The organism is Paenibacillus oralis, assembly GCF_003863965.1.
GTDB lineage: Bacteria > Bacillota > Bacilli > Paenibacillales > Paenibacillaceae > Fontibacillus > Fontibacillus oralis.
Genome location: NZ_RRCN01000002.1, coordinates 334,984 through 355,298 on the forward strand (window position 1 = coordinate 334,984; position 20,315 = coordinate 355,298).

Sequence of the window (20,315 nt, forward strand, 5' to 3'; positions counted from 1 at the left end):
TGGTTTACGGTGTTGTTACCTGGTTTCGTCATCCAACATACGTTGAGCTGTTGCACGAAGCTCCTTAAGCTCAATACGTATCTTCATATATTTGCCCAGCGTCATAAATACTGCATAAAAGCCTATACTATAGGACAAAATCCAGACCCATCCCAGTGCAATAATATTTGGGAGGTAGAGAATTGTGCAAATGCCCAATGCGATGGCAAAGCTAAGGGCAGCCGAACGATAAAATTGGGTTTTGTCATAATCATCCGAAATGACTTTTTGTTCGATCATGGTCTGAATTCGGCGGGCATTTGTTCGCCAAAGGTAATACATGGCGGTAATTTGGAACAATCCTATGGTTGCAAAAATACGAAAGATTTGTTGCGCGATAGACTCACCCACATGGTTGGCCATAAAGAACATCGCAATGATAAAGGTCGTTATTCCCAATCGAAGGAGTAATATTTGCAAATAGGTCATCCTTTCCCAACATCTAATATGAGAAGCAGGTGCTCATTTTTCGAAAACGCATCCCCGGCCTTCAGGTCATCTAAAACACGCCGCTTAGAGGCAGTTACTTGCAATTGAAAACCACTTAACGCTCAGAGAGTTTTGGTGTGCGCGGGCGTCCGAACTGCCGCTGCGCCTGTTCTTCGCTGTACAGATCCATCTTATAACCTGTTAGCTTGGCTGCGAGGCGAGCATTTTGTCCTTTTACTCCTATAGCCAAGGTGAGTTGGTCATCGGGTACCACCACTAGAGCAATTGGTTCATTTTCATCCTCATTTTCAAATAGCTGAACGTCAAGAACTCTTGCAGGGGCTAAGGAATTAGAGATGTATTCTTTCTCGTCGCTTGACCATTTTATGATATCAATTTTCTCGCCGTTTAGTTCGGCGGCAATAGATTGAATGATTGCCCCTTTTACTCCAACACAGCAGGCAACCGCATCGACTTCCGGTGCCGCGGCAGTAACCGCAATCTTAGATCGAATACCGGCTTCGCGAGCAATGGACTTGATCGCAACCTTGCCTTCTTGTACCTCCGGAATCTTTTTTTCGAACAATTTCTTCAAGTGACCGGGGTGAACACGTGACAAAATGACTGAAGTCCCCTTTGTAGTCGTCTCAACCCGTGAAATGTATGCCGAAACCATGTCTCCGAGTTTGTATCGTTCACGGGAAGGCAGTTCAGACAAGGGAAGAATCGCCTCAATACGGTCCAGAAGAATGTAAAGGTTGTTCGAATCCATCCCTTGAACTTTCCCCGTAACAATCTCCTCTTCTTTACCTGAGTACGCTTCAAAGACCAACCCACGTTCGGCTTCTTTAATTCGCTGCATAACGACAGTTTTTGCTGTCTGAGCTGCCATACGTCCGAAGTCTCGCGGCGTTACTTCGATGTCAATGACTTCGTCCACTTGCGCCTCCGGATTTGTCTTTTTCGCTTCGTCAATGAGAATCTCCAGGCGCTCGTCGATGATATCTTCTACAACCATCTTTTGCGCCACAACTTTCATTTGACCGGTTTTTCGATTGATATCGACACGTACATTCGTAGCGGTATTGAATTTTTTCTTATAGCTTGAAACCAAGGCATCCTCGATAGCGTTCAAAAGCACTTCCTTTGATATCCCCTTTTCTTTCTCAATTTCGCTTAATGCTTTTAAAAAATCTTTATTCATTGCATTTAGTTCTCCTTTTCTTTAGAAGTGTGATTACCAAGAGCCGCCGCCAATTATCATATCCGTTTGAATGCTGTTATCCCCGTCGTGCTCCGTGCCACCTTTAATCGGCATATCAACTTTAAGATGAAAGTTAAATTGGGCATGCTTTAAACCGAACCCGTCTTTTATATCCCCAATCCGTTCAATATAAGACGTGTCAATATCATCTTCGAGATAAACATTGGCCGGTGTTACATACATCCATACTAATTTTTTATCTGTGTCTCGTAATCCGACCTGATAATTGTCATTGGTGCTATGTTGCAGATACCAGATCTTTACCTTCTTTCCGATCGGAATAAAGCTCTCCGCGTCAGAATTAGTGTTCGACGTATTCATGGTGGAGGTTTCGTTAGCCGCCCCATAATTATTTGAATTGGATGCCAGTCCCTGGGCTTCAGTCAGAGTACCGGAAACGGAACAACCGGACAAAAGGGAAACGACTAAAAGGCCTAATATAACGGGTGTAGAAACCTTCAAAAGTAGATTCACCCCTTCTTGATTCTTTTTTCCTTACACATTATTTCGGTATTGGAGGCAGCCAGATGCGAAAAAGGCCATTTCATGCTTGATTATGTACATTCGCCTAGTCTTTACCAACGTCTCATTAAACGGCCAGTTCAGGGACACAATTTATTACCTCTAATCTTCGTGAAGATTATTCGAATATCAGGATTATCTTCTCGCTCGGATCTTTCTCCGGACTTTTTGTTAATTGCTTGCCCATTATACAAAACCATTTCGACACCATCGTTCAACGCTCCTTCCTCAACACAAAAATGGCGGATCACTCGGGGATTTAAGTGTGACAGTAACATATTCGAGCCGCCGTTGACCCCCTCTTTTTTCGGCTCCAGGTGAATCCATCCTAAAGCAACCGCCCCAAAATGCCCCCTCCAAATCAAACGCGTATCTGGATGGCCACAGTCCTCCAAGTTGTCCCCATATTCAAACGGTAGTGCTGCTGAACGCACGTATTAGTTACGTTCACGAACCCTGGTTTAATAACAAACAGCACCCGACATTCCCCCATTTTAATGCCAGAAAGACAACTATGGTCGATGGGGGAGAGGAAAACATCTCATAATTTCGCCTTATAGTGTGTAGATCATTCAGAGGCCACACTACCTACTTCATATAAAATCTCTTTCAAGTCGAACTTTCGCTCGCTTTTCATATACCATATTATACCGTACAACTCGCTCAGAGGAAAGCAATTCCGTTCTACTGCTACAGCTCATGCTACGTGCCTTTTCCTTCCCCTTTTCACCCGATCTTCAACCGAGTCCTGCTAAACACGGACTTATACACTTCCAATAATCCTGCAACCTAGATACGTATCTATTTACTTTTTACTTGGTTGGTGTGGGGGTGAGCCGCGCGGGCTTAGATCGAGGGCTACATGCGAATACAAAAGTCGAAGCTTTCTAAAAACAAATCTAAAACCAGGTATAAAAGGCCGAAAATACAACAGGCAGGCCAAATAGTCAAGAGTAAAGTTAGAAGCAAGATAGGTGCAGGTATAGAAAGGTTTAAAAGAGAGAGACAGTCCTATGAACGAGTTGTACGTTATAGTGGGTAACTTGGACTGGACGGGAGAAAAGATTGGGAAGAGAAATAGCTGGTAAAAAGCGGCGTGGAGAGAGGTTTAGTCCTGTGAACGAGTTGTCTTTTATCATGCTTATTGTGGAATTTTTCTAGGTGTTCTCAACAGGTTAATCGTTTTGTTGCCTCTTAATTTCCAAGTGTCCATGCCGGCTCAGTTTCGTTTCCCCTCCCTTCTTTTCAAAGATGACGTGCCCTATTATGAGGCATAATAGGGACGAAATGATAGAGTCACCTTTGGGTGACTTTAAGTGACCTGTGGGTTAGTTAAAATGATAAATTATCCTCATATCCCTCAACTTCAAGATTTATTTAACGTTATCGTTTTAAGAGGCCCGAACCCAAAGCTAATTATCGAACAGTAAAAGAAGTTAATTTTGAGGAAAACAAAAAAGCACACGTCACCCATTCTAAATAATGCACAAAGCCGACCTCGTGCAATTGCTCCGAAGGAGCCTTAGAAATGGAATAAGCGTGTGCCTGTTCCTGCGTAAGTGGTCAATCCATGAAGAAGGTATGGACTTATTATACATGGTCTTAGAGAGAAAAGCCATTCATCGTATCTTGTATCTCTTTACCCGAGACATAAGAAAGCCCGCGATCGCTCCCCACTTTCGATAGGTTGTCGGCAGCCAATCGTTCCTCTCCTCTTTGCTGAATTTGCCCCCCCACTCACTTTTCCTTATATCGTCTAAATAGGTCAAGAAATACATGTAAGCCATGCTTCTCAGCTAATCCCAATGCCGTCTCACCCCCATTTATAATTGGTTCTTCAGGGGAGGCACCTGCTTCCAATAAAGCTTCGGCATAATCTTGTTGCATTTTAAGAACACATGTAACCAACAACCAGTTGAGTAAGTCCTGTCTGTATTCGGCTCCTTCAAGAAGCTTAATTCCTTCTCTTAAGCACGAAAGTGGTCCTTTTCTTTTTATCAGGAGGGTGAAGGTTTCCCCTACAAGATATTGATTATCTAATACAGACGACAATTCAAAAAAGACAGGCAACAGTTCAGGGTTATCCATCTCTATGGCTAAAAGAAGCGGATGCATTTCTCCCATATCATCTAAAGAATCTACTTTTAAGGGTAAGACGATTCCTTCAAGTTTGAGTAACGAGCGCACCATTTCAGCATCATTGGCAATCGTTGCAATTTGAACTGCCATCATGTTGTTTTGAGCAGGTATTTTTGCATTAAGGAAATCGATAGGCGGATGATTACTCTGTAATAAAACTTGTAATGATGATTTGAGATGTTCATCATACCATAAAGATATTTTTTCTTTAATCTGTTTCTTTACAAGTACAGATTTTTCTTCAAAGAATGCTTGAATATCCTCGAACTCTTCTTTCGTTAAGAGAATGCCGACTTCGTGTAATTCTTTGAAGGACTTTTTCAAGGTAGTAATTTTATCAGTAGACCACATAACCAAATCTTCTGGATTCTCCATTCCGTTTAACTCAATCCAGGTGTTGATTCCCTTAGCCTCCCAAGACAATTGAGTATCAGAAAGAAAACCAACAAAAGGGTCATATGAATCAACTAAAACAATGTTGTTATTCTCCGGTTCGTCAAAGTCCATCACCAGAAGATTCCCATATTCCTTTTTAACGGAAAGCAGACCAAGCTCCAACAGGTGGTTTACTGATTTACGAAATGCTTGTTTTGAATGTACACTTACGTCCTCGATCTCATCCAAGTCAATATACCCGCCGTTCACAAAATATGCGTATGCAAGTAATCCTTTTTCACTCAATGAAAGGTTAGTGTTTCGAAGGATATTTTCATTAAAAAATCGCTTGTAATCTTCGATGATCAACTCTCCTAGCCCTTTGTCGACGTCTTCATCGATATCGAACAACTCGTCGTGATCAGGCTTCTCAACTGCATCCTCTTCAAAGTGTTTTGAAATAAGCTCGTGCACTAATTCAGCCGCGAATAGAGGGTGGCTTAAAAAGATATTCTCCAGTTTTTGAAGATCCCCAAGTTCATTCAGAAATATGCTTAGATACTCCTTCATTTCTTCCCCGATCTCACCTTCATCTTCAACAAGCAAGTGCTCACTGAACGAAGCGGAGACCATCGCCTCATGAATCAATTTAATCGGATTGTATTTCGCAAAGTAAAGTTGGAGCATGGTTTGCTTTTGTTGTTCAGTTAAGTGACCAAAGATGTTTTTGGGGCCACCTTCGTTACTATCTCTGAAAAGGTCTTCCAAGGTAGATTCTCGTCGATTGAATGCAGGTTCCTTATTTGGTTTCATGAGAAGGAACAACGGTTTCATTTGTAGGAAATCCCGCTCCATTTTTGATATAAAGTCGTTATGTACCTTTTGGATATCCGGGTGCTTCCGAAGGATCTGATAACATTTCGTGTAAGAGATTTCATCAAAATCCAGAGGCTCCTTAAAAAAGGGAGAATACGGATCATTAATCCATGCATTCAATTCTTTTTGCATGCTACTCAAAAGATGTTTAGAGAGCGCCGCACCGACATGTGATAAAACTTCATGCTCCATCCGGTCTTTCATCGCATCAGTAGCCGGAACCACAGTGAAGTTTCCATCCCGAAGAGTGTTCGTTTTGAATACCTGAAGCAGTTGCTCAACAGACTCATATTCCGCTAGATCTTCCACCAGATTACTTTGTCTAATGATCTGGGTTAGATAAGAGATAAGATCGCTTGTAATTGCTTCGTATTTCTGCTCCCATAGCCAATCCAAGTAAGCAAATGTACGTGCCAAAAACAGCTCCTTCAACGAATCTTGCTCATCAAATTGCACTTTGCTTTTTAGGTACACCTCAACTGGGTATCCACCTAGTTTTAATCCTAAATCATATAACTGTTCAAGAGTGCCAGGAAAGTTTTGAACGATTTGGGGGCGGATCGTAGCTACCCGCTTCTCTCCGATAATAGCAACGCGGCCACCTTCAAGGTCTAATTTTGCTTTCGCTTCATCTAGCGATATAAACTTTTTTCTACCTTGGATAAGGTACATCCGGCTCACCTTCTATAAATAATTAAAACCCGTTTTCTTCCTAACATATTAATTATCCCATAGTTGAATAGAGAAGGTTAAGTGAACTCAACCAAAATTGTTTAAACTTATTAGGAACAAAAAAGAGCAGGATGAATGCCCGCTCTATTAGCAATGCTACATAGTCCCAATCTGCAGAAGACCATTGTTAGAATAAAGGAACCTTGGCTTAGGCCCTTCACCACCATATTATGAAATTGCCCTGCCGCTAGAAAGGGCAATTCAATTAATTTAGTATGTACAAATTGTGATAAGAGCAAGCTAGCTTTCGAGAACTTTACGAAACTCCTCAATCTTATCAGATGCATGTTTCCACTCTTCATAAGAAATGTCGATATAATGGGATACTTCATCGTAGGGCTTAATAGTCCCCCATGGACTGATGATATCGGCAGGTGTGAGTTTACTCTTCGTTTCTCCGTCCGGATCGAGTGGGTTAATGAAATGAAATCCCGTTTGGGAGAGGTCGATATGAACAATCTCACCTCCGAGCTTCTCAATCAATTGCTGCCAATCCCGTTCCTCCATGTTCAAAAGATCCTCCCCATCTAATACTTCGGTCAAGGTTGGAGTCTCGTACTTATCAATCTGTCCTTCTCCCTTACATACAGGACAGTCTTCTCCATTGATCTTTTTCGCTCCCAAGCATGCAGTACAAATCACGAATTACGTCCTCCTAATATTTGGATTTTGGTTTCGGGCTCATTTCATGGAGTATTTTTGTGGCAAGTTTCGTTCCCCCTGGAAATTTACCGTGGCCGTTTTTTTGGTATAAATAGTAGTCAAGTAATCACAAGTAAATTATTGCATTCTTCCGCTTGGCCCATCTTGCTCCCATTGCGTCCTTGCTGCCAAAAATTCATTTTGGTCAACAACTTCGTAGAACTTTAGTAAATTAGAATGATGTACACAAGTCTTGAATCCATTATCTAAAACAACATCAATCATTTCACGAGAAAATTTTGCTTTCCCCCTTAAACCGTTGAATTGTGGGAGCGCCTTTCCTTTATTGATGACTATAAACTCTATCATAGGATAATTCTATCCTTTCGAAATAATATCAATCTATTGAAAACATGTACCCAACACGGCTCAAAAAAGTTTCCCAATTAAAACTGGATATCTAATTCTCTTTGTAGCCGGTTCAAAAAATACGCCCCACTGATAGAATTACATCAATGGGACGAAGTTAAGTAAACCAAAAACGATTTACCCAGATCCCTAACAATGTACTTCTTCCCTTGATGTTCGATCATTTCACCAACCGAATATACCCGCTCTGGCAAGAGTATGTTGTAGTCAAAGGTGATACCTACCATTTATAAACCTCCTTCATTAGCCTTGTCATTATTCTTCCACGATTCGCGCCTTATATTTGGATTCTTCCAAGATAACTTCGCCAATATTTTCGAATTTACAATTAGGACATACAAAGACAGCGTGGTCGCTAACCGGATCACCAATAGGAAAAATATCTTCCCCCCATTTAGCAGCCGTCTCCTGGTTCCATTGTTCTGTTGGACTCGAAACTTTACATTCAGGACATACCCAATTACACTCTAAGTCCTTGTCTAGTAATGAGTTACCTTTTTCGAGTAGGCCGTAAGTAGCCGGATTTAAACCCTCAACCCGTGAGATATCCTCTTGAATGGTCTCGTCTGTAATTTGAAATCGTTTGCGGAGTCCAGACAACGTGTGTACGAACATAGTCCGTTCTTGTGTTTCCCAATTCGGAGTTAACTTCATGAAAGGGGTTCGTTCGAACACTTGTTTAGCCCTCGATGTCTCCGGCATTTCAGAGAATGCTTTTTGAAAAACATCTAAGGAGAACTGGAAAATCCTCGGGTTCTGAAGCAGAACATCGAAGGCCACCAAATCATTTGGAAAGGTGGAAGCAAATAAATCCTCCAAGTAGTAAAGTAAAAGGCTTAGAACCGATTCCTCCTGCCGGCTAAAAAACGGGTTGGGGATGGCATGGCGTTCTGTTAGCTGCATAATCCCATTCGCAAGAGGATGAATAGGGTATTGGAATATCTCTTTCATTAGGGCATCTGCCTCCTATCAATTGAATTCTTTAAATGAGATTTCGAATCGGTCAAGCAGTATAGGATCGATAACACCACGCATGTATGAGCTCTCTTCAGGTATTGTGAAACTGCCTATGGCATCCGTCGAAAGAACCTTCAACCCCTTGATCACGACCGTATAGTATTTCTGTTGAATCGTTTTGACCTCGAACCTTCTTTTGCTCTGCTTGGCCATGGATTCAAGGATACGGAATTCAACCGGCTTTTCATTCCGTTCCCTAAAATGCGAGAACAAAGCATTGAGGATTTTTGAAGTCTTGTGAGGGCGGACTAAAAAAAATTCGAATAACCACAAGATCACTAATACGAAGATCATTGCAGAGATTAAGATGACATAAATAAATTCCATGATCCTTCCTTTCGATTGATTATTTAGCGGAACCGGCTTCCTTTATTTTGAGAACTTCAGACAACTCTTCTTCTGCCATTGCAAGATCATTTTTGACATTCTGAATGTCAGGTGCTTCAGGTTCGGTTTCAATGCGGAACTGCAACTCGTTGATAAACTCACGCAGAGCTCTTTCTACAATATGAGGATGTTTCATATCCATTTTCCTTTCATTATGAATTGACGGGTTTGTGGCCGAGACCTACTCAAAGCTAATATCTTCATAGAACATGCTCAATAAAAAGGCTACCCCGGCTATTTTATGATCATGATCCGGTTTAAAACTATTTAAGATTGCCCGAATGTGCCGCAGTGCAGCATGAACATCAATGCCTGCTCGATCGCTAATGGTGATGTTCAACGGCCTATCATAAAAAAGATCATCCGCGAGCTGGTGCCATTTCGTCCAATCATTAATAAATTCCTTTGGGATCTCAGATAACGGAGGCAGCAGGTTATCGATATTCCCACCAAACGCGATATCGGTATCTGTGACAATTTGAGGTGTGTCCCATTTACCACTCATTTTTGTACTCCACCTTTCTATATAAGTCTTCATTTGGGTAATATGTAACCAAAAGAAATTGCTTTTAATTTCTGATAGCTCCTCTTATTCGGTACTCATTAAAACAAAAACCTTAGTTTATTGAAGAAACGCAAAGCAATAAAACGGTTTTTAACTATCACATAAAAGGGTAACGCTAAAAAAAATGAGAATGTTTATTACAAAGATTTTTTTATTTCTTATATAAAAGACATTCATAGGGTGCTTCAAATTTATCTCCAATCAATATGTTCAAGTTTACGTTTCATCAAACTAAAGATAATGCTTTAAGATAATCATTCCTCACCTTCCATGCCTCATTATGCAGCCTTATCAACTCTTTTTCATCATCATCATTATCTATATAATTTTGGAGCGCTATCATGTAATTGTTGTCACTACTGATTATACCGTCCTGTTGTTCTTTCGTTAATTTACTCATGTCAATTATCAGTGACACTGTAGCTTTAATTTCTTTAATCCCTTCGATTCTACTATAATATGCACGATGATTTCCTTCGCCATTAACAATTAAGGCGCCATTTGGAAGCTTCCACAGTAAAATGGTTTCTGGGCTTATATCTTTCCAACCATCCTTTTCCACTTTTTCACGCAATCGATTCAATTTATCTTCATCGATAGATCTCGAAAGTGCAATTATCTTCTTTGGTCTTACTGTTTGAATTCCCAATTCAACCTGGTAATATTTTTGCTCTTTATTTTCAATATATTTTTTTTGGATTCTCTGAGCGCTTTTCCATTTAACCTCTTCCATAAAATCACTCCAAAAATTGTTTTATCGTCCTTTTTTCTCGTTATAATATGAAATTGCTTCATTAATATCGCCCTGATACATTGTTCTTTTAGCTAGAAGTTCAACTAATTCAATAAATATTTGCTCCATAACTACTGTATCGTTTGATGATTGAATACAAGATACCAGATAAGCAACGTCCTCTCTTTTACCCAAACTACTCCCCTACTTTCTTAAACAAAACCATATTTATTTATATCTTGGCCTATAGCAGTATTCATTGACAATGCTTTGACCATAGGACAGAGAACCATTCGAGCAAGTTATGTAAGCGTGAATCCATCTTCTGTTTTTGATCTCTTCTTTTAGGTTTATTAGTGAATCAGAAGCAATAATTTGACCGTTAAGAGATTTTGCTTGATATATAAAATTCCACATTGAAAAAACATCTACATCACAAACTGGCTTTCTCTTCTTCGCGATTTTCTCTTCTTGTCTAATTTTTATATACTCATTGTCTACCGCAATCCAATACCTCTTCTCTTCTTCTGAGAGTGAATTGTTCATTTATGTAGCCTCCCCTATTTTGACAAAAGCCATATTTCATTAGATTAATTTGCGTACTTATCCCTGATACATGCTTTAGCATCCTCTTTTGTTGTCCAAACTTGCTCCCCTCTACTGTATGAGCAACTTCCGTATTCTACATCTTGAAGTAATTCAACTTGAACAAACCCCAGGTCTTCGTATCCTTTTGAATCCACGCATCCATCTTCCTTTCTTTATAAAACTCACTAAAAATTGATTTATCGTGTCACTTCAATTCCCTTTTTCTCAAGATACTTCATTAAAGGTTCAACCATTGTTTTTAGTGATGTCGTTCTGTATTGCTTCTTTTTTAAAGGAGCTCCAGGCTATTCAAGTAGTATCTCAGAATCGAGGCCGATGATTCTCTCCACTGTGCTAGTTGAGGATGTTATTCTATCATTCCAACTGCATGCACCGCTGTAAATAGGTACGTGCTCGATACATTCTAGATTTGATTGTACTCACGGGTATGTTGTTTGCAATGCTCATTTCTTCATAGGTCATTTCAAGGATATAATGCTGGTAGATGAACGGCTTCCACTTGGAAGGGAGCTCATTTAATAGTCTTTCAATCTTTATTATGAGTTCATTTTTAAGAGCGGCATCTTCTGGAATATCATCTTTAGACTGGAGTGTGTCCATCACAGCATAGGTCTCGCTTTCTACGAGTTGTGTCAGCGATATATGCTGTTGTACTGTTCTCCTACGAAGAGTATCAATGCAAATGTTTGTACCGATCCGATAAATCCAAGCCTTAGCATTCTTGCTATTATCGAAACGATGTAGATTGGTGTAGACCCTTAGAAAAGTCTCTTGGACAATATCTTCGCGGTCAGCGCGATTTTTGAAAAACTTGCCAGCCAAACGATAAATCTTATCCTTATAATCGCCAAAAAGCGCAGCGAATTGACTATCGCTATTGGTATTTTCATGCACTACTGAATCGCTCATGCATTTTCAGCCCCCCACCGTCTGCAGCTATTCTTAAGAAAAGTATATCAAGATAGGATAAACCACGACGGATATGAGAGAGCTAAATTTAAAAAGGAAGCGGGTTCTGTTGTCACCCGCTTCCCATACTCCTAATTCTGGAGTTTTTTTAACAGGTATCGCTTATTAAAGACTTGGTTGAGGCATACCAAATGATCTCGATGCAGATCCATGTCCTTTTGGAGAAGCGACTTGATTTCAATAAAGGTGTTTAGTTTACTAACAAAAATATTGTAGTCGTCACGCATCCCCCTAACACGAAAGGCCTCGATTGCCTGTTTGAGATAACTAATTTCCTGATTGATATTATCCTTATAAAATTGTCGGTGACTACGGATAGTATCATTCGTTATTGGAAAGTAATTTTTTATCTCCCGCTGCGCTATTATGTGAGTCAATCCTTTTGGTATCATGTAGAGAATAAAAATAGTAGATGCACCTAAAATAATAACAGGTACGTCAGGTAATTTCGTATAACCCTGCCAATGTAAGATTGAAACAATACCAAGCCCAGTAAATATTGAGGTGGGAATGAATAGCATAAAAATAAAAAATCTGAGTACAAATCTTTGCATTCGATGTATGTTCATCAAAATTTGATCCTCCTTTCAACCTCCCTCGATGCTAGAATCAAGGTCAATATACAGCCCTTGTTTCCTCTGATAATCCGAGCTGTGCCCATTTGGCGCGTATTACCTGTAATGTGGATCGGCAGTCTTCTCTAGCTCGATGAGCTGTGTAAATACCGGAAGCATCGGCTAGACTGATCCACTTTTCAGAACCGGCTGCTAACCGGTATGCTTCCATAACGCACCCCCATTTAAGCTCAATGGGTTTAATCCCGTTGCGTCTACAACTATTCGCAACCATTGTTTTATCGAAATCTGCGTTGTAAGATAAAATGAGCTTGTTATTCAATACTGAAAGTACCTGATCCCAAACATCAGACCAACGCGGTGCGTCTTCCAAATGGTCGTCCGTGATACCGTGTATTGCCGTCGCCTCGCTATCGTCAACTACCGGAAGAATCGGCTTGATAAGTGAATGAAAAACCGTTTGGCCGGAACGATCCATAATTCCGATCTCGATGATCTCCCCGTTTAAATCCGTCGTTTCCGTGTCCAGTATAACGAAATCTTCATAAAACCAAGATCGGAACACTCTCTCCCCTTCAACAATCATGTCCGTTTTCCTTTTCTCTAAGCGTATCCATTCAAGACAGAATTTGCATATCCGACTACCGTCCTCCTGTTTAACAATATCCTTAGCACTTACAATTTCCTCGCACTCAGAACATGTTCGATTTGCTTCCGCCGCCGCTCTAGCTTTCTCCAGAGCTGCTAGTTGCTTCACTGTGACAGGCTTCTTTTCCGTAGTCTCATTGGCATCGTAAAGCTTTGCCCACTGATAGCTGGTCCATACTTCTGCCTTTGGTTCGCCAGTAGGTTTTTTCCCTTCCTTGGCTAGCATCGTTTTCGTTTTCAAATTCGGCGGGACGTTGGCCCATCCGCCGCGTATTCGTTCCAAACTCCTCACCTCCAATTGAGGACGGGCTAATGGCACAGCCCTATACTTTAGAGTTGCCCGAAGGATAAATAAATTGTGTGGACGTGTATTGACGGCAGTCAATCACCGATACGAGTGTAGCTATTGATCCCCATGACCATAAAAAAACCAATCGCATTCCGAACAACTCCGGAGAACTGCCTTCATCTCATTTAGTTAACTACGGATGAGCGAATAAATGGACTCATGCTATTCAATGAATTACCAACTATTCGGATAATCCTTCTCATAAAAGAATTTCGATTCTCTGATATCTGCAAGCACATCTCTTTTTCTGGAATCATTCAATTCCTTCACTAATAGTACAGCTTGCTCTAGTTCATTTAAAGGTAAATAAATCTCCAATATGTCGGTACAGGTCCAAATCGTGTTTTGAAAGCTAACTGACAATGCTACATCGTAACTCCAACCACTAATTGTCCAAAATTGAAACGCCCATCTTTGTACAGACAGTATGCATGCAATCTCCATTTTGTGCATGACTCTCCAATTGGTTCCGCCTCTGGGCTCTATGTTTACCGGAATCCATGTTTGGTTAGAATCCAATATAGCTTTGATAATCAAATTTTGATCAGGCATAAAATAGTTAGCATCGGGTAATGCTTTGAAAGAAGTTCGGAATTTTCATGCAACGCCCTCCACATATTTGTGCGAAGTTTTTCATTAAGCTTCCTAAAACTCAAATTCTTCAACCTTACGAGAATCTGTATAATAAATAGTAAGCCTGTATCCATCTATTTCATGAGTCTCATTGCCGTCAAGTCTAGCGTCTGTTTTTTTATATTTCTCATTTCCTTTACGATAATAGAGCTGCTTAAATCCTATTTTAGTACTTATTGAAATGCCCAAAAGCTTCTCCCAATTCCAGGTATCTATTTGCTTATTCATGAAGTTTATTTTTAAAAAACCATGAGTAGATTTGATCATTAAAGATGCAAATTCTAAGAACTTTTTGTTACCTTTAAAGAATTTGTTCAACTCGTTTATTGCCTCTTCTTTGGTCATGGATTCAATTTCTTCAAACTTCACCTCGTCATACCCCACGCTTTACAACCTCCTTACTCAATATGATTCTTATAAGCGGTGAATACCAGTCGGCAATGCTGATAATCTCGATATTCATAGTAAAGGATGGGGGTTAAGTGATTGATACAGCAAGAACATAAATCGCAAAACTAATTCCTATAATTCCACTACTTAACATTGCTATAATATCAGCTATTTTTATTTGTACTCCTGACCCAGTTGTAAGTCTTAAGGACAATGCAAAAATAAAGCCTGTTACACCTACTCCTAACGAATACCAAAATAATTCCATATGTTATGAACTCTCCATTTTTATTAAGTTTCAAAAACCGCTTACTTGCATTTTTCAATTAAACTCAAATTACTTGAATTTTGGACCTTGCAATACATAGTCATTTTCGCGTACTGCTCGTGCTAAACCGTATGAATCATCGCTGACCTCAATGATGCGGACAAGACCATCGTATACAGCACTCTGCCAAACATCATTTTTATAGATAGGAAGTAATTTTTCATTAAGTGCTGTTAAAGCTTCTTCGAACGTGTTATTCTCGTTGAAGAAAAGACGCGAAGAGCTACATTTCATGTGAAGAGATTCGTCATAGCAGTTGAACTTTCAATTCGGAGATAACCCGTTCAACTTCAATGATTTGTCGGTCAAGCTCCGCTATTTGTCGCTGTCGACTCAGAAGCCTCATTGATCGCAACGGCAAACTGCCTCCAATAACGGCTCCGCCAATATTAATAAGATCACCTTCCAGTGTTACGACACGATACTGTTGCTTTACATTTTTCAAGATATTATCAGCTGATGAAAGGTTATCAGTGATAATAACGTTGCCAATAAGGTGATTGATAACTTCTCGATATTTAGGATCAAATGAGATTAAATCAATGGCCAGTCCAATGTATCCCTCTGTGTTGGAAACTTTTTGCTTATCATCCTCAGATATTGATTTTCCTTTAATCCGGTTCAGAGGAAGAAACGCCGCCCTGCCCAACTGACGTGCCTTTAAATACGAAATAGCTGCTCGTGCGCTATCTTCTGTTTCTGTAACGATATGTTGTGCTGAGCTGTCCAGGATAGTTTCTATAGAAATTTCATACTTTTCAGGAACAGTAACGAGTTCCGCAATTACTCCACATATCCCTGAAAGTGTCCCGCGTCGCTTAGCCAAAAGAATATCACGAGCCCCCTTTGCGAAACCCTCATAGGACTCCATTAGCTCTTTGAGAGCCTCCCTCCGCGACTCAAGCGCTTCTTTCTTTCTTCCCCACTGCAATAGCGACGCTTTTATTTCCTCAACCGATGGAGGTTTGTCCATAATTCGCCCCTCACATTCAAATTTATTACAATATTATGATTGCTTAAGATTAATGCAATATCTTATGATGAACCAGGACCAAAACTTATATAATCTTAAATGCTTTATGTTTATTTCTTTCAATTCTGATTGCAAAATGGATCATACGATTTTTCTGCTTTCATTGTATGTGATTTAGTAGTAAACCGGCTCTTCCGTTCTTTGAACAATTCGATCGTCAATGTTGTTGACCTTCCTTGAGTACCCCTTATTGCATTTAGGACAAATTCCTTCTATACGAGGCGTATTGTCATACGAGGGGTAAGTATGTTCTAAAACGTTATCGCAGGTATCATTGAAGCACTTTACACGAATGGTGACTCTGTAATAATCAATCTGTCCTGGGAATCCGTACATTCAAATACATCCTCCTATTCGATATGATGTGTCGTTAATTCGATCTTTTACATACATGATCCATCTGCTCAGTTACATGACAGAAACCTCTTTCTAAAATTTTCACTCATTAACTTCCATTCGATGCTTTCGCATTTATATACCGCTTTTTATATAGACAAGTTATTTATTTCATACCTTTTATTACGCATATATAATTAAAAAGATTCTTTATTAAACCCTTCTCCTCTTCTATATCAAGTTCCTTCCTGAACTGGTTGTAAACTTTGGGAAAGAACTTTTAACTAAGTTGATCACTAAAAAACCGTTCAGAAAGTGGCTTCTCCTCCAAAACCTCTAGCGTGACACTGCTTATTGTCACATGATAGATCGTTCCTTTCCCTTGGTTTTGTCTCAAAAGAACGAAGTTTGGTTGTAAGATATTGGGATTTATCATGTGTTTTCACCCTACCCTATTAGCTGTTTGGAAAAGTGCGAGAGCTCTTTCGGAGCTTTCTTTTTTTTGGATAAGTATTGTTCCGCCAAAGCTTGTATACGTGTCTTATCCGAATGCTTGGGTTCGAACTGACAACCTGGGTCAACAATTCCACTGGCTTGTGTAGACTTAAGGCCAAGCAACTCAACCATAGGAGGATCTGATCCCTCATCAACATTCAAGTAAATTGCTGTAATTTGTTCCATCTGGCCTTCTCGGTCTAACCTTCCAACCAGTTGTTCGTGTACCTTTGGTGACCAATCCAATTCACCAAAGAGGATTGTAGAGCATCGATGTTGCAATCCATCAAGACCCGCTCCGCTCCGTAATGAGATAATGAAGACGTTGGTTTCTCCCGCAAGGAAACGCCGAACCGATTCTGCTTTTTGTTTTTCGGATTCACTGCCTGTATACATTGCCGGTCTATAGTCAGCCAATTCGCGGAGCCAAATATCGTATACGTCTCGGTGCCAGCCGGCAAGCAAAATAGGAATGTCAGCCTCAAGCAATATTTTTGCATATTGGGCAACGCCCATTGCTTTGGACACGCCGGTTGCATGCCGCATAAGTAGATCTAATTCCCTGCCTGCACGACCACGTTCCATGAAACTTCCTATGGTTGTCTTTATGGCCAACTGCCGGGCCAGATCCTCAACCGATTTCAGTGTTGCTTTATCAGACTCTACATATTCAATAATGGTATTAATGGGTGGTAATTGCTGTCCAACATCTTTTTTCGTTCGTCTTAGGAGTATGTTTTGTTCTCTCAGAAATGCTCCCAGCGCAACCGGATCGCGAACTTGTTTATCATTAATGCACCATTCACGTATGAATTCATCAAATGAACCCAGAATTCCATCGTCCAAATATTGCATAATATTCCATATTTCTATACCAAAATTATAAATGGGGGTCGCGGAAAGACCGAGACGGTATTGAGAGGCATCCGACAGCTTCTTGGCCGCTTCTCCCTTCCCACTCTTCGTACCGGTCCGCAACTCTTGTATCTCGTCGTAAACAACGGCTTTAAAAAATCCATCACCAAAGGTATCGATCCATCCTAGTAACTGGCTATATTTGAATAAGTAGATATCCGCAGGCGGCAAATCGTACGGGCGAGTGCCTTTAATTTTATGTACCTTGAGCGTTGTGAATTTTTCGATCTTTTCTTTCCATTGACCCTGCAGATGAGTCTGGACTACAACAGCAGCTGGAAGGGTCCGTGGGTCAAGTAACATACCTGCTGCTTCGTATGTTTTCCCGAGGCCAAGATCATCTCCTAAGAGTAACGATTTTCGAGCTAACGCAAGATCTATCGCTTGGTATTGATAGTGACGAAGCTCTTGTCCTTCTCTAAGTCCGTTACGGGGAGATGGTTCATAATCGGGACGCAAGATCTCCTCCATGATAGCCAGTTCTCGCTCATATCGAACACGCCGGCTTTCCAGAAGGGTAAGATCCTCTTCGGACATCTTCATAGGGTAGCGGGACAGAAACCAAGACAAGTCAGCACAATGGTTTGTATCATTGGGAAAAGTATACGTCCCTGTCTGCCATTTCGGTATTCTTGGGAATAACTGCTTTAACCTTATTGCTACATGAGGCATAATATCAGATAACTTCCACTGGCTATTCACCAAGGCTAATGATCCGAAGGTTTTCTTCATAGCCAACCCGCTCCCAGTGAAACGACAATTGCGGGTTTGTCGTTTATAATGCCCGGCAGATGCATGCTCGTCCCTGTTAATAGAATGAGTCCTTTCACATTCTCATGTACTGCATACCTTTCGAGCTGGCGATAGATCGCTCTTTTGGAATACCGGTTCTTGACTTCTAGAACAATGCAGCCATACTTACTCGGAATGTAGAAATCTGGTATGTCTTGCGCAGACAAACGTTTTTCCCTTTCAAAAGCAACATTGGCATGAAGCATGAACTGCTCAACTTCATATTGAGTCTGTTTTTCCTGAGCAACACTAAAACGCTGAAGCTGGAGTTTCTCTCCTAGAATGCACATATACTCGAATAATTTTTCATTCGATGGAGTTTCGATCATGACCTAACCTCCTCTTGTAAATTAAATTGAAATTCGATTGGTGTTTGGAAAAACAGCTTTGCCTTCAACCAAGTCAAAACGGTGTTTACATTATTTGCTCGATATATTTTGATTTGAAGTAAACTTGAAAACCCTTCTCTTTCGCTTCAAAAATGAAGTTTACTCCATATTGAAGTTGTTCAATTATTTCATTCAGCTCCATATCTCCTTCATTACTTGTTCTCTCGAATTCGTTCGCGAGGTACTTCGCGAGTGCTGAAAGTTCATCATCGTTGATACTGCATTTGTCGAGAACATTATGAATAATTTCGTCGTCTCCAATAACTACATAAAACTTGCTATATTCCTCCACTACTTTTTTGAATTTTCCTAGCTCCACAAGCGCCTCCTGTGTACATGTATTTCAGAAACACAAAACTAAAAAAAGAACACATCATCCCCTTAGAAAGGAGTAGATGCGTTCTTCGCATTTTCGAGTATTCAGTTGATAATATCGTACCATCTTTCCTTGAGTCATTCAATACAATGGGAACCTCGGAGTTGAAAAAGAACACTTACTGCCTGGCTTGTTCACATGAAGTCAACTTCCCACTCTCGAATAAACCTCTATAATTCTGCTATGACCGAATCTTCTAGGATATGTTTCAATGCAAACATTTCTTCGTGCGCCGGGCAGTAGACGATAACACTTTATTTGGCTCACAATCTTTCATGTGTAGTGAAGAGTTACATTTTCACACCCATCACAAAAAAGACAGCCCTACATAATTGTAGGGCAACATTTCCGAATTTGTGAAGTTTATTTGGCTTTTCGCTTCAACGCTCCGGTGATTCCCATTTCTTTCTTCGCCTGCTTCATTATCTTGGCCAAGGCGCTCGCTTCTGTTTTTGACATTGTATTGGAAGAACACTTCATCAGTTTCACCCTTACTGTATATATTATTATTCTCTATTATCTCCTCTATTCAAATAATTAAACTTGTCATATCAAAAAACTTTCATTCATAGACTGTAATAATTCAATGCTTGTCCCTTGGAGGAATCTAATAATGCGAAAATATGAATTGATTCGTTCGGAGATCGTGACCATGCAAAATAGAAGTAATGTTAAGGGAATTCTAAGCTCAATCCTGACCCTTCCCTCTCGGCCGGCCGCTGTTTTTATAAAGATTGACTTACCCGAATATGAGGTGCTTCGAGCTCAAGTGTTCTTAGAGGACTTGTCAGAAAAACTCGAAGATGCTTTCCAATTAACAATCGTTGATCTTATTGCACTTTTGTTAAAAGACTTCCTACACGTTGCCTCAACGACTACGAAAATGGAGAAACTCAAAGACTCACTGCTGGAGAAGAAAGCCCAGTTTCTTTCTAAGACGGAGCGGATAGAAGAGTTTGTTGAAGTTACTCCAGCACATTCTTCCTTACGAGTACGGGATAAACCTAGACGAATTCGTTATTTCACTCTTGAATTAACTATACCGCGAAAAACTGCTTTGAGACTTGAAATTGTTCTTTATGACCTGGAGCAACTGTTTAAATCTTTCCGGATGAGTGTCGAGGAATTAGTGTCTATTGTTTTCCTTGAATTTGTACACCATCTCAAGATTGGGAAGCAAAAGGATATGATAAAGCGATTCATTCAATGTTTTGGATAAACAGAAAATCCGCTCCTACAATTACGACCAAGGAGCGGGTTTTGATTATACTGAGTAAGGGGGAATTTTGAATAAGCATTCGATTTGTCATTCCTGAATTGAGTATATCG

At 40.3% G+C, this 20,315-nt stretch carries 23 protein-coding genes; 1 reads left to right on the top strand and 22 read right to left on the bottom strand.

The window, feature by feature from the left end; all coding sequences use genetic code 11:
- Positions 1 to 15 precede the first annotated feature (15 nt).
- From EHV15_RS35260 to EHV15_RS35355, 22 genes are all read right to left on the bottom strand, one after another.
- A complete protein-coding gene (locus EHV15_RS35260; RefSeq protein WP_178076122.1) occupies positions 16 to 459 on the bottom strand; it encodes a hypothetical protein in 444 nt (147 codons plus the stop codon).
- Positions 460 to 583: 124 nt separating this feature from the next.
- Positions 584 to 1,672, bottom strand: a complete 1,089-nt coding sequence (nusA, locus tag EHV15_RS35265) for a transcription termination factor NusA (RefSeq protein WP_128635923.1) — start codon at positions 1,670 to 1,672, stop codon at positions 584 to 586.
- A 33-nt stretch (positions 1,673 to 1,705) separates the two neighbouring features.
- Positions 1,706 to 2,194, bottom strand: a complete 489-nt coding sequence (locus tag EHV15_RS35270) for a hypothetical protein (protein ID WP_128635924.1) — start codon at positions 2,192 to 2,194, stop codon at positions 1,706 to 1,708.
- A gap of 1,797 nt (positions 2,195 to 3,991) precedes the next feature.
- Positions 3,992 to 6,316 carry a hypothetical protein gene (locus EHV15_RS35275; RefSeq protein ID WP_128635925.1) on the bottom strand — a complete coding sequence of 775 codons (2,325 nt, stop codon included), beginning with the start codon at positions 6,314 to 6,316 and terminating at the stop codon, positions 3,992 to 3,994.
- Between the two features lie 300 nt (positions 6,317 to 6,616).
- The gene (locus EHV15_RS35280; protein ID WP_128635926.1) at positions 6,617 to 7,018 is read right to left on the bottom strand and encodes a hypothetical protein; all 402 of its coding nucleotides are present in this window, start codon (positions 7,016 to 7,018) and stop codon (positions 6,617 to 6,619) included.
- Positions 7,019 to 7,156: 138 nt separating this feature from the next.
- Positions 7,157 to 7,387, bottom strand: coding sequence for a hypothetical protein (locus tag EHV15_RS35285; RefSeq protein ID WP_128635927.1), 231 nt, complete (start codon positions 7,385 to 7,387; stop codon positions 7,157 to 7,159).
- Between the two features lie 315 nt (positions 7,388 to 7,702).
- A complete protein-coding gene (locus tag EHV15_RS35290) occupies positions 7,703 to 8,398 on the bottom strand; it encodes a hypothetical protein (RefSeq protein WP_128635928.1) in 696 nt (231 codons plus the stop codon).
- Between the two features lie 18 nt (positions 8,399 to 8,416).
- Positions 8,417 to 8,791, bottom strand: a complete 375-nt coding sequence (locus EHV15_RS35295) for a hypothetical protein (protein WP_128635929.1) — start codon at positions 8,789 to 8,791, stop codon at positions 8,417 to 8,419.
- A gap of 19 nt (positions 8,792 to 8,810) precedes the next feature.
- A complete protein-coding gene (locus EHV15_RS36885; RefSeq protein ID WP_178076123.1) occupies positions 8,811 to 8,987 on the bottom strand; it encodes a hypothetical protein in 177 nt (58 codons plus the stop codon).
- 45 nt (positions 8,988 to 9,032) lie between these two features.
- Complete coding sequence (locus EHV15_RS35300) at positions 9,033 to 9,356, bottom strand: hypothetical protein (RefSeq protein WP_128635930.1); 324 nt, start codon at positions 9,354 to 9,356, stop codon at positions 9,033 to 9,035.
- A gap of 286 nt (positions 9,357 to 9,642) precedes the next feature.
- Complete coding sequence (locus EHV15_RS35305; protein ID WP_128635931.1) at positions 9,643 to 10,149, bottom strand: hypothetical protein; 507 nt, start codon at positions 10,147 to 10,149, stop codon at positions 9,643 to 9,645.
- A gap of 21 nt (positions 10,150 to 10,170) precedes the next feature.
- On the bottom strand, positions 10,171 to 10,344 hold the full coding sequence (locus EHV15_RS36890; RefSeq protein ID WP_178076124.1) for a hypothetical protein: 174 nt from the start codon (positions 10,342 to 10,344) through the stop codon (positions 10,171 to 10,173).
- A 33-nt stretch (positions 10,345 to 10,377) separates the two neighbouring features.
- On the bottom strand, positions 10,378 to 10,695 hold the full coding sequence (locus EHV15_RS35310) for a hypothetical protein (protein WP_128635932.1): 318 nt from the start codon (positions 10,693 to 10,695) through the stop codon (positions 10,378 to 10,380).
- Positions 10,696 to 11,112: 417 nt separating this feature from the next.
- A complete protein-coding gene (locus EHV15_RS35315; protein WP_128635933.1) occupies positions 11,113 to 11,667 on the bottom strand; it encodes an RNA polymerase sigma factor in 555 nt (184 codons plus the stop codon).
- A gap of 131 nt (positions 11,668 to 11,798) precedes the next feature.
- Complete coding sequence (locus EHV15_RS35320; RefSeq protein WP_128635934.1) at positions 11,799 to 12,299, bottom strand: hypothetical protein; 501 nt, start codon at positions 12,297 to 12,299, stop codon at positions 11,799 to 11,801.
- Between the two features lie 43 nt (positions 12,300 to 12,342).
- Positions 12,343 to 13,233 (bottom strand): 3'-5' exonuclease, encoded by an 891-nt coding sequence (locus EHV15_RS35325; protein WP_128635935.1) that lies wholly within the window; start codon positions 13,231 to 13,233, stop codon positions 12,343 to 12,345.
- 711 nt (positions 13,234 to 13,944) lie between these two features.
- The gene (locus EHV15_RS35330) at positions 13,945 to 14,316 is read right to left on the bottom strand and encodes a hypothetical protein (RefSeq protein WP_128635936.1); all 372 of its coding nucleotides are present in this window, start codon (positions 14,314 to 14,316) and stop codon (positions 13,945 to 13,947) included.
- Positions 14,317 to 14,410: 94 nt separating this feature from the next.
- Entirely contained in the window at positions 14,411 to 14,590 is a 180-nt protein-coding gene (locus EHV15_RS35335; protein ID WP_128635937.1) for a hypothetical protein, read from the bottom strand.
- Between the two features lie 307 nt (positions 14,591 to 14,897).
- Positions 14,898 to 15,623 carry a hypothetical protein gene (locus tag EHV15_RS35340; RefSeq protein WP_128635938.1) on the bottom strand — a complete coding sequence of 242 codons (726 nt, stop codon included), beginning with the start codon at positions 15,621 to 15,623 and terminating at the stop codon, positions 14,898 to 14,900.
- 843 nt (positions 15,624 to 16,466) lie between these two features.
- On the bottom strand, positions 16,467 to 18,161 hold the full coding sequence (locus EHV15_RS35345; RefSeq protein ID WP_128635939.1) for an SNF2-related protein: 1,695 nt from the start codon (positions 18,159 to 18,161) through the stop codon (positions 16,467 to 16,469).
- A complete protein-coding gene (locus EHV15_RS35350; RefSeq protein ID WP_128635940.1) occupies positions 18,158 to 18,550 on the bottom strand; it encodes a hypothetical protein in 393 nt (130 codons plus the stop codon). Before EHV15_RS35350 ends, EHV15_RS35345 begins: the two co-directional genes overlap by 4 nt.
- 85 nt (positions 18,551 to 18,635) lie before the next feature.
- Entirely contained in the window at positions 18,636 to 18,929 is a 294-nt protein-coding gene (locus EHV15_RS35355) for a hypothetical protein (RefSeq protein ID WP_128635942.1), read from the bottom strand.
- Positions 18,930 to 19,599: 670 nt separating this feature from the next.
- On the opposite strand from EHV15_RS35355, the gene EHV15_RS35360 reads away from it, so the two are divergent.
- Positions 19,600 to 20,205 (top strand): hypothetical protein, encoded by a 606-nt coding sequence (locus tag EHV15_RS35360; protein ID WP_128635944.1) that lies wholly within the window; start codon positions 19,600 to 19,602, stop codon positions 20,203 to 20,205.
- The last annotated feature ends 110 nt before the right edge of the window (positions 20,206 to 20,315 follow it).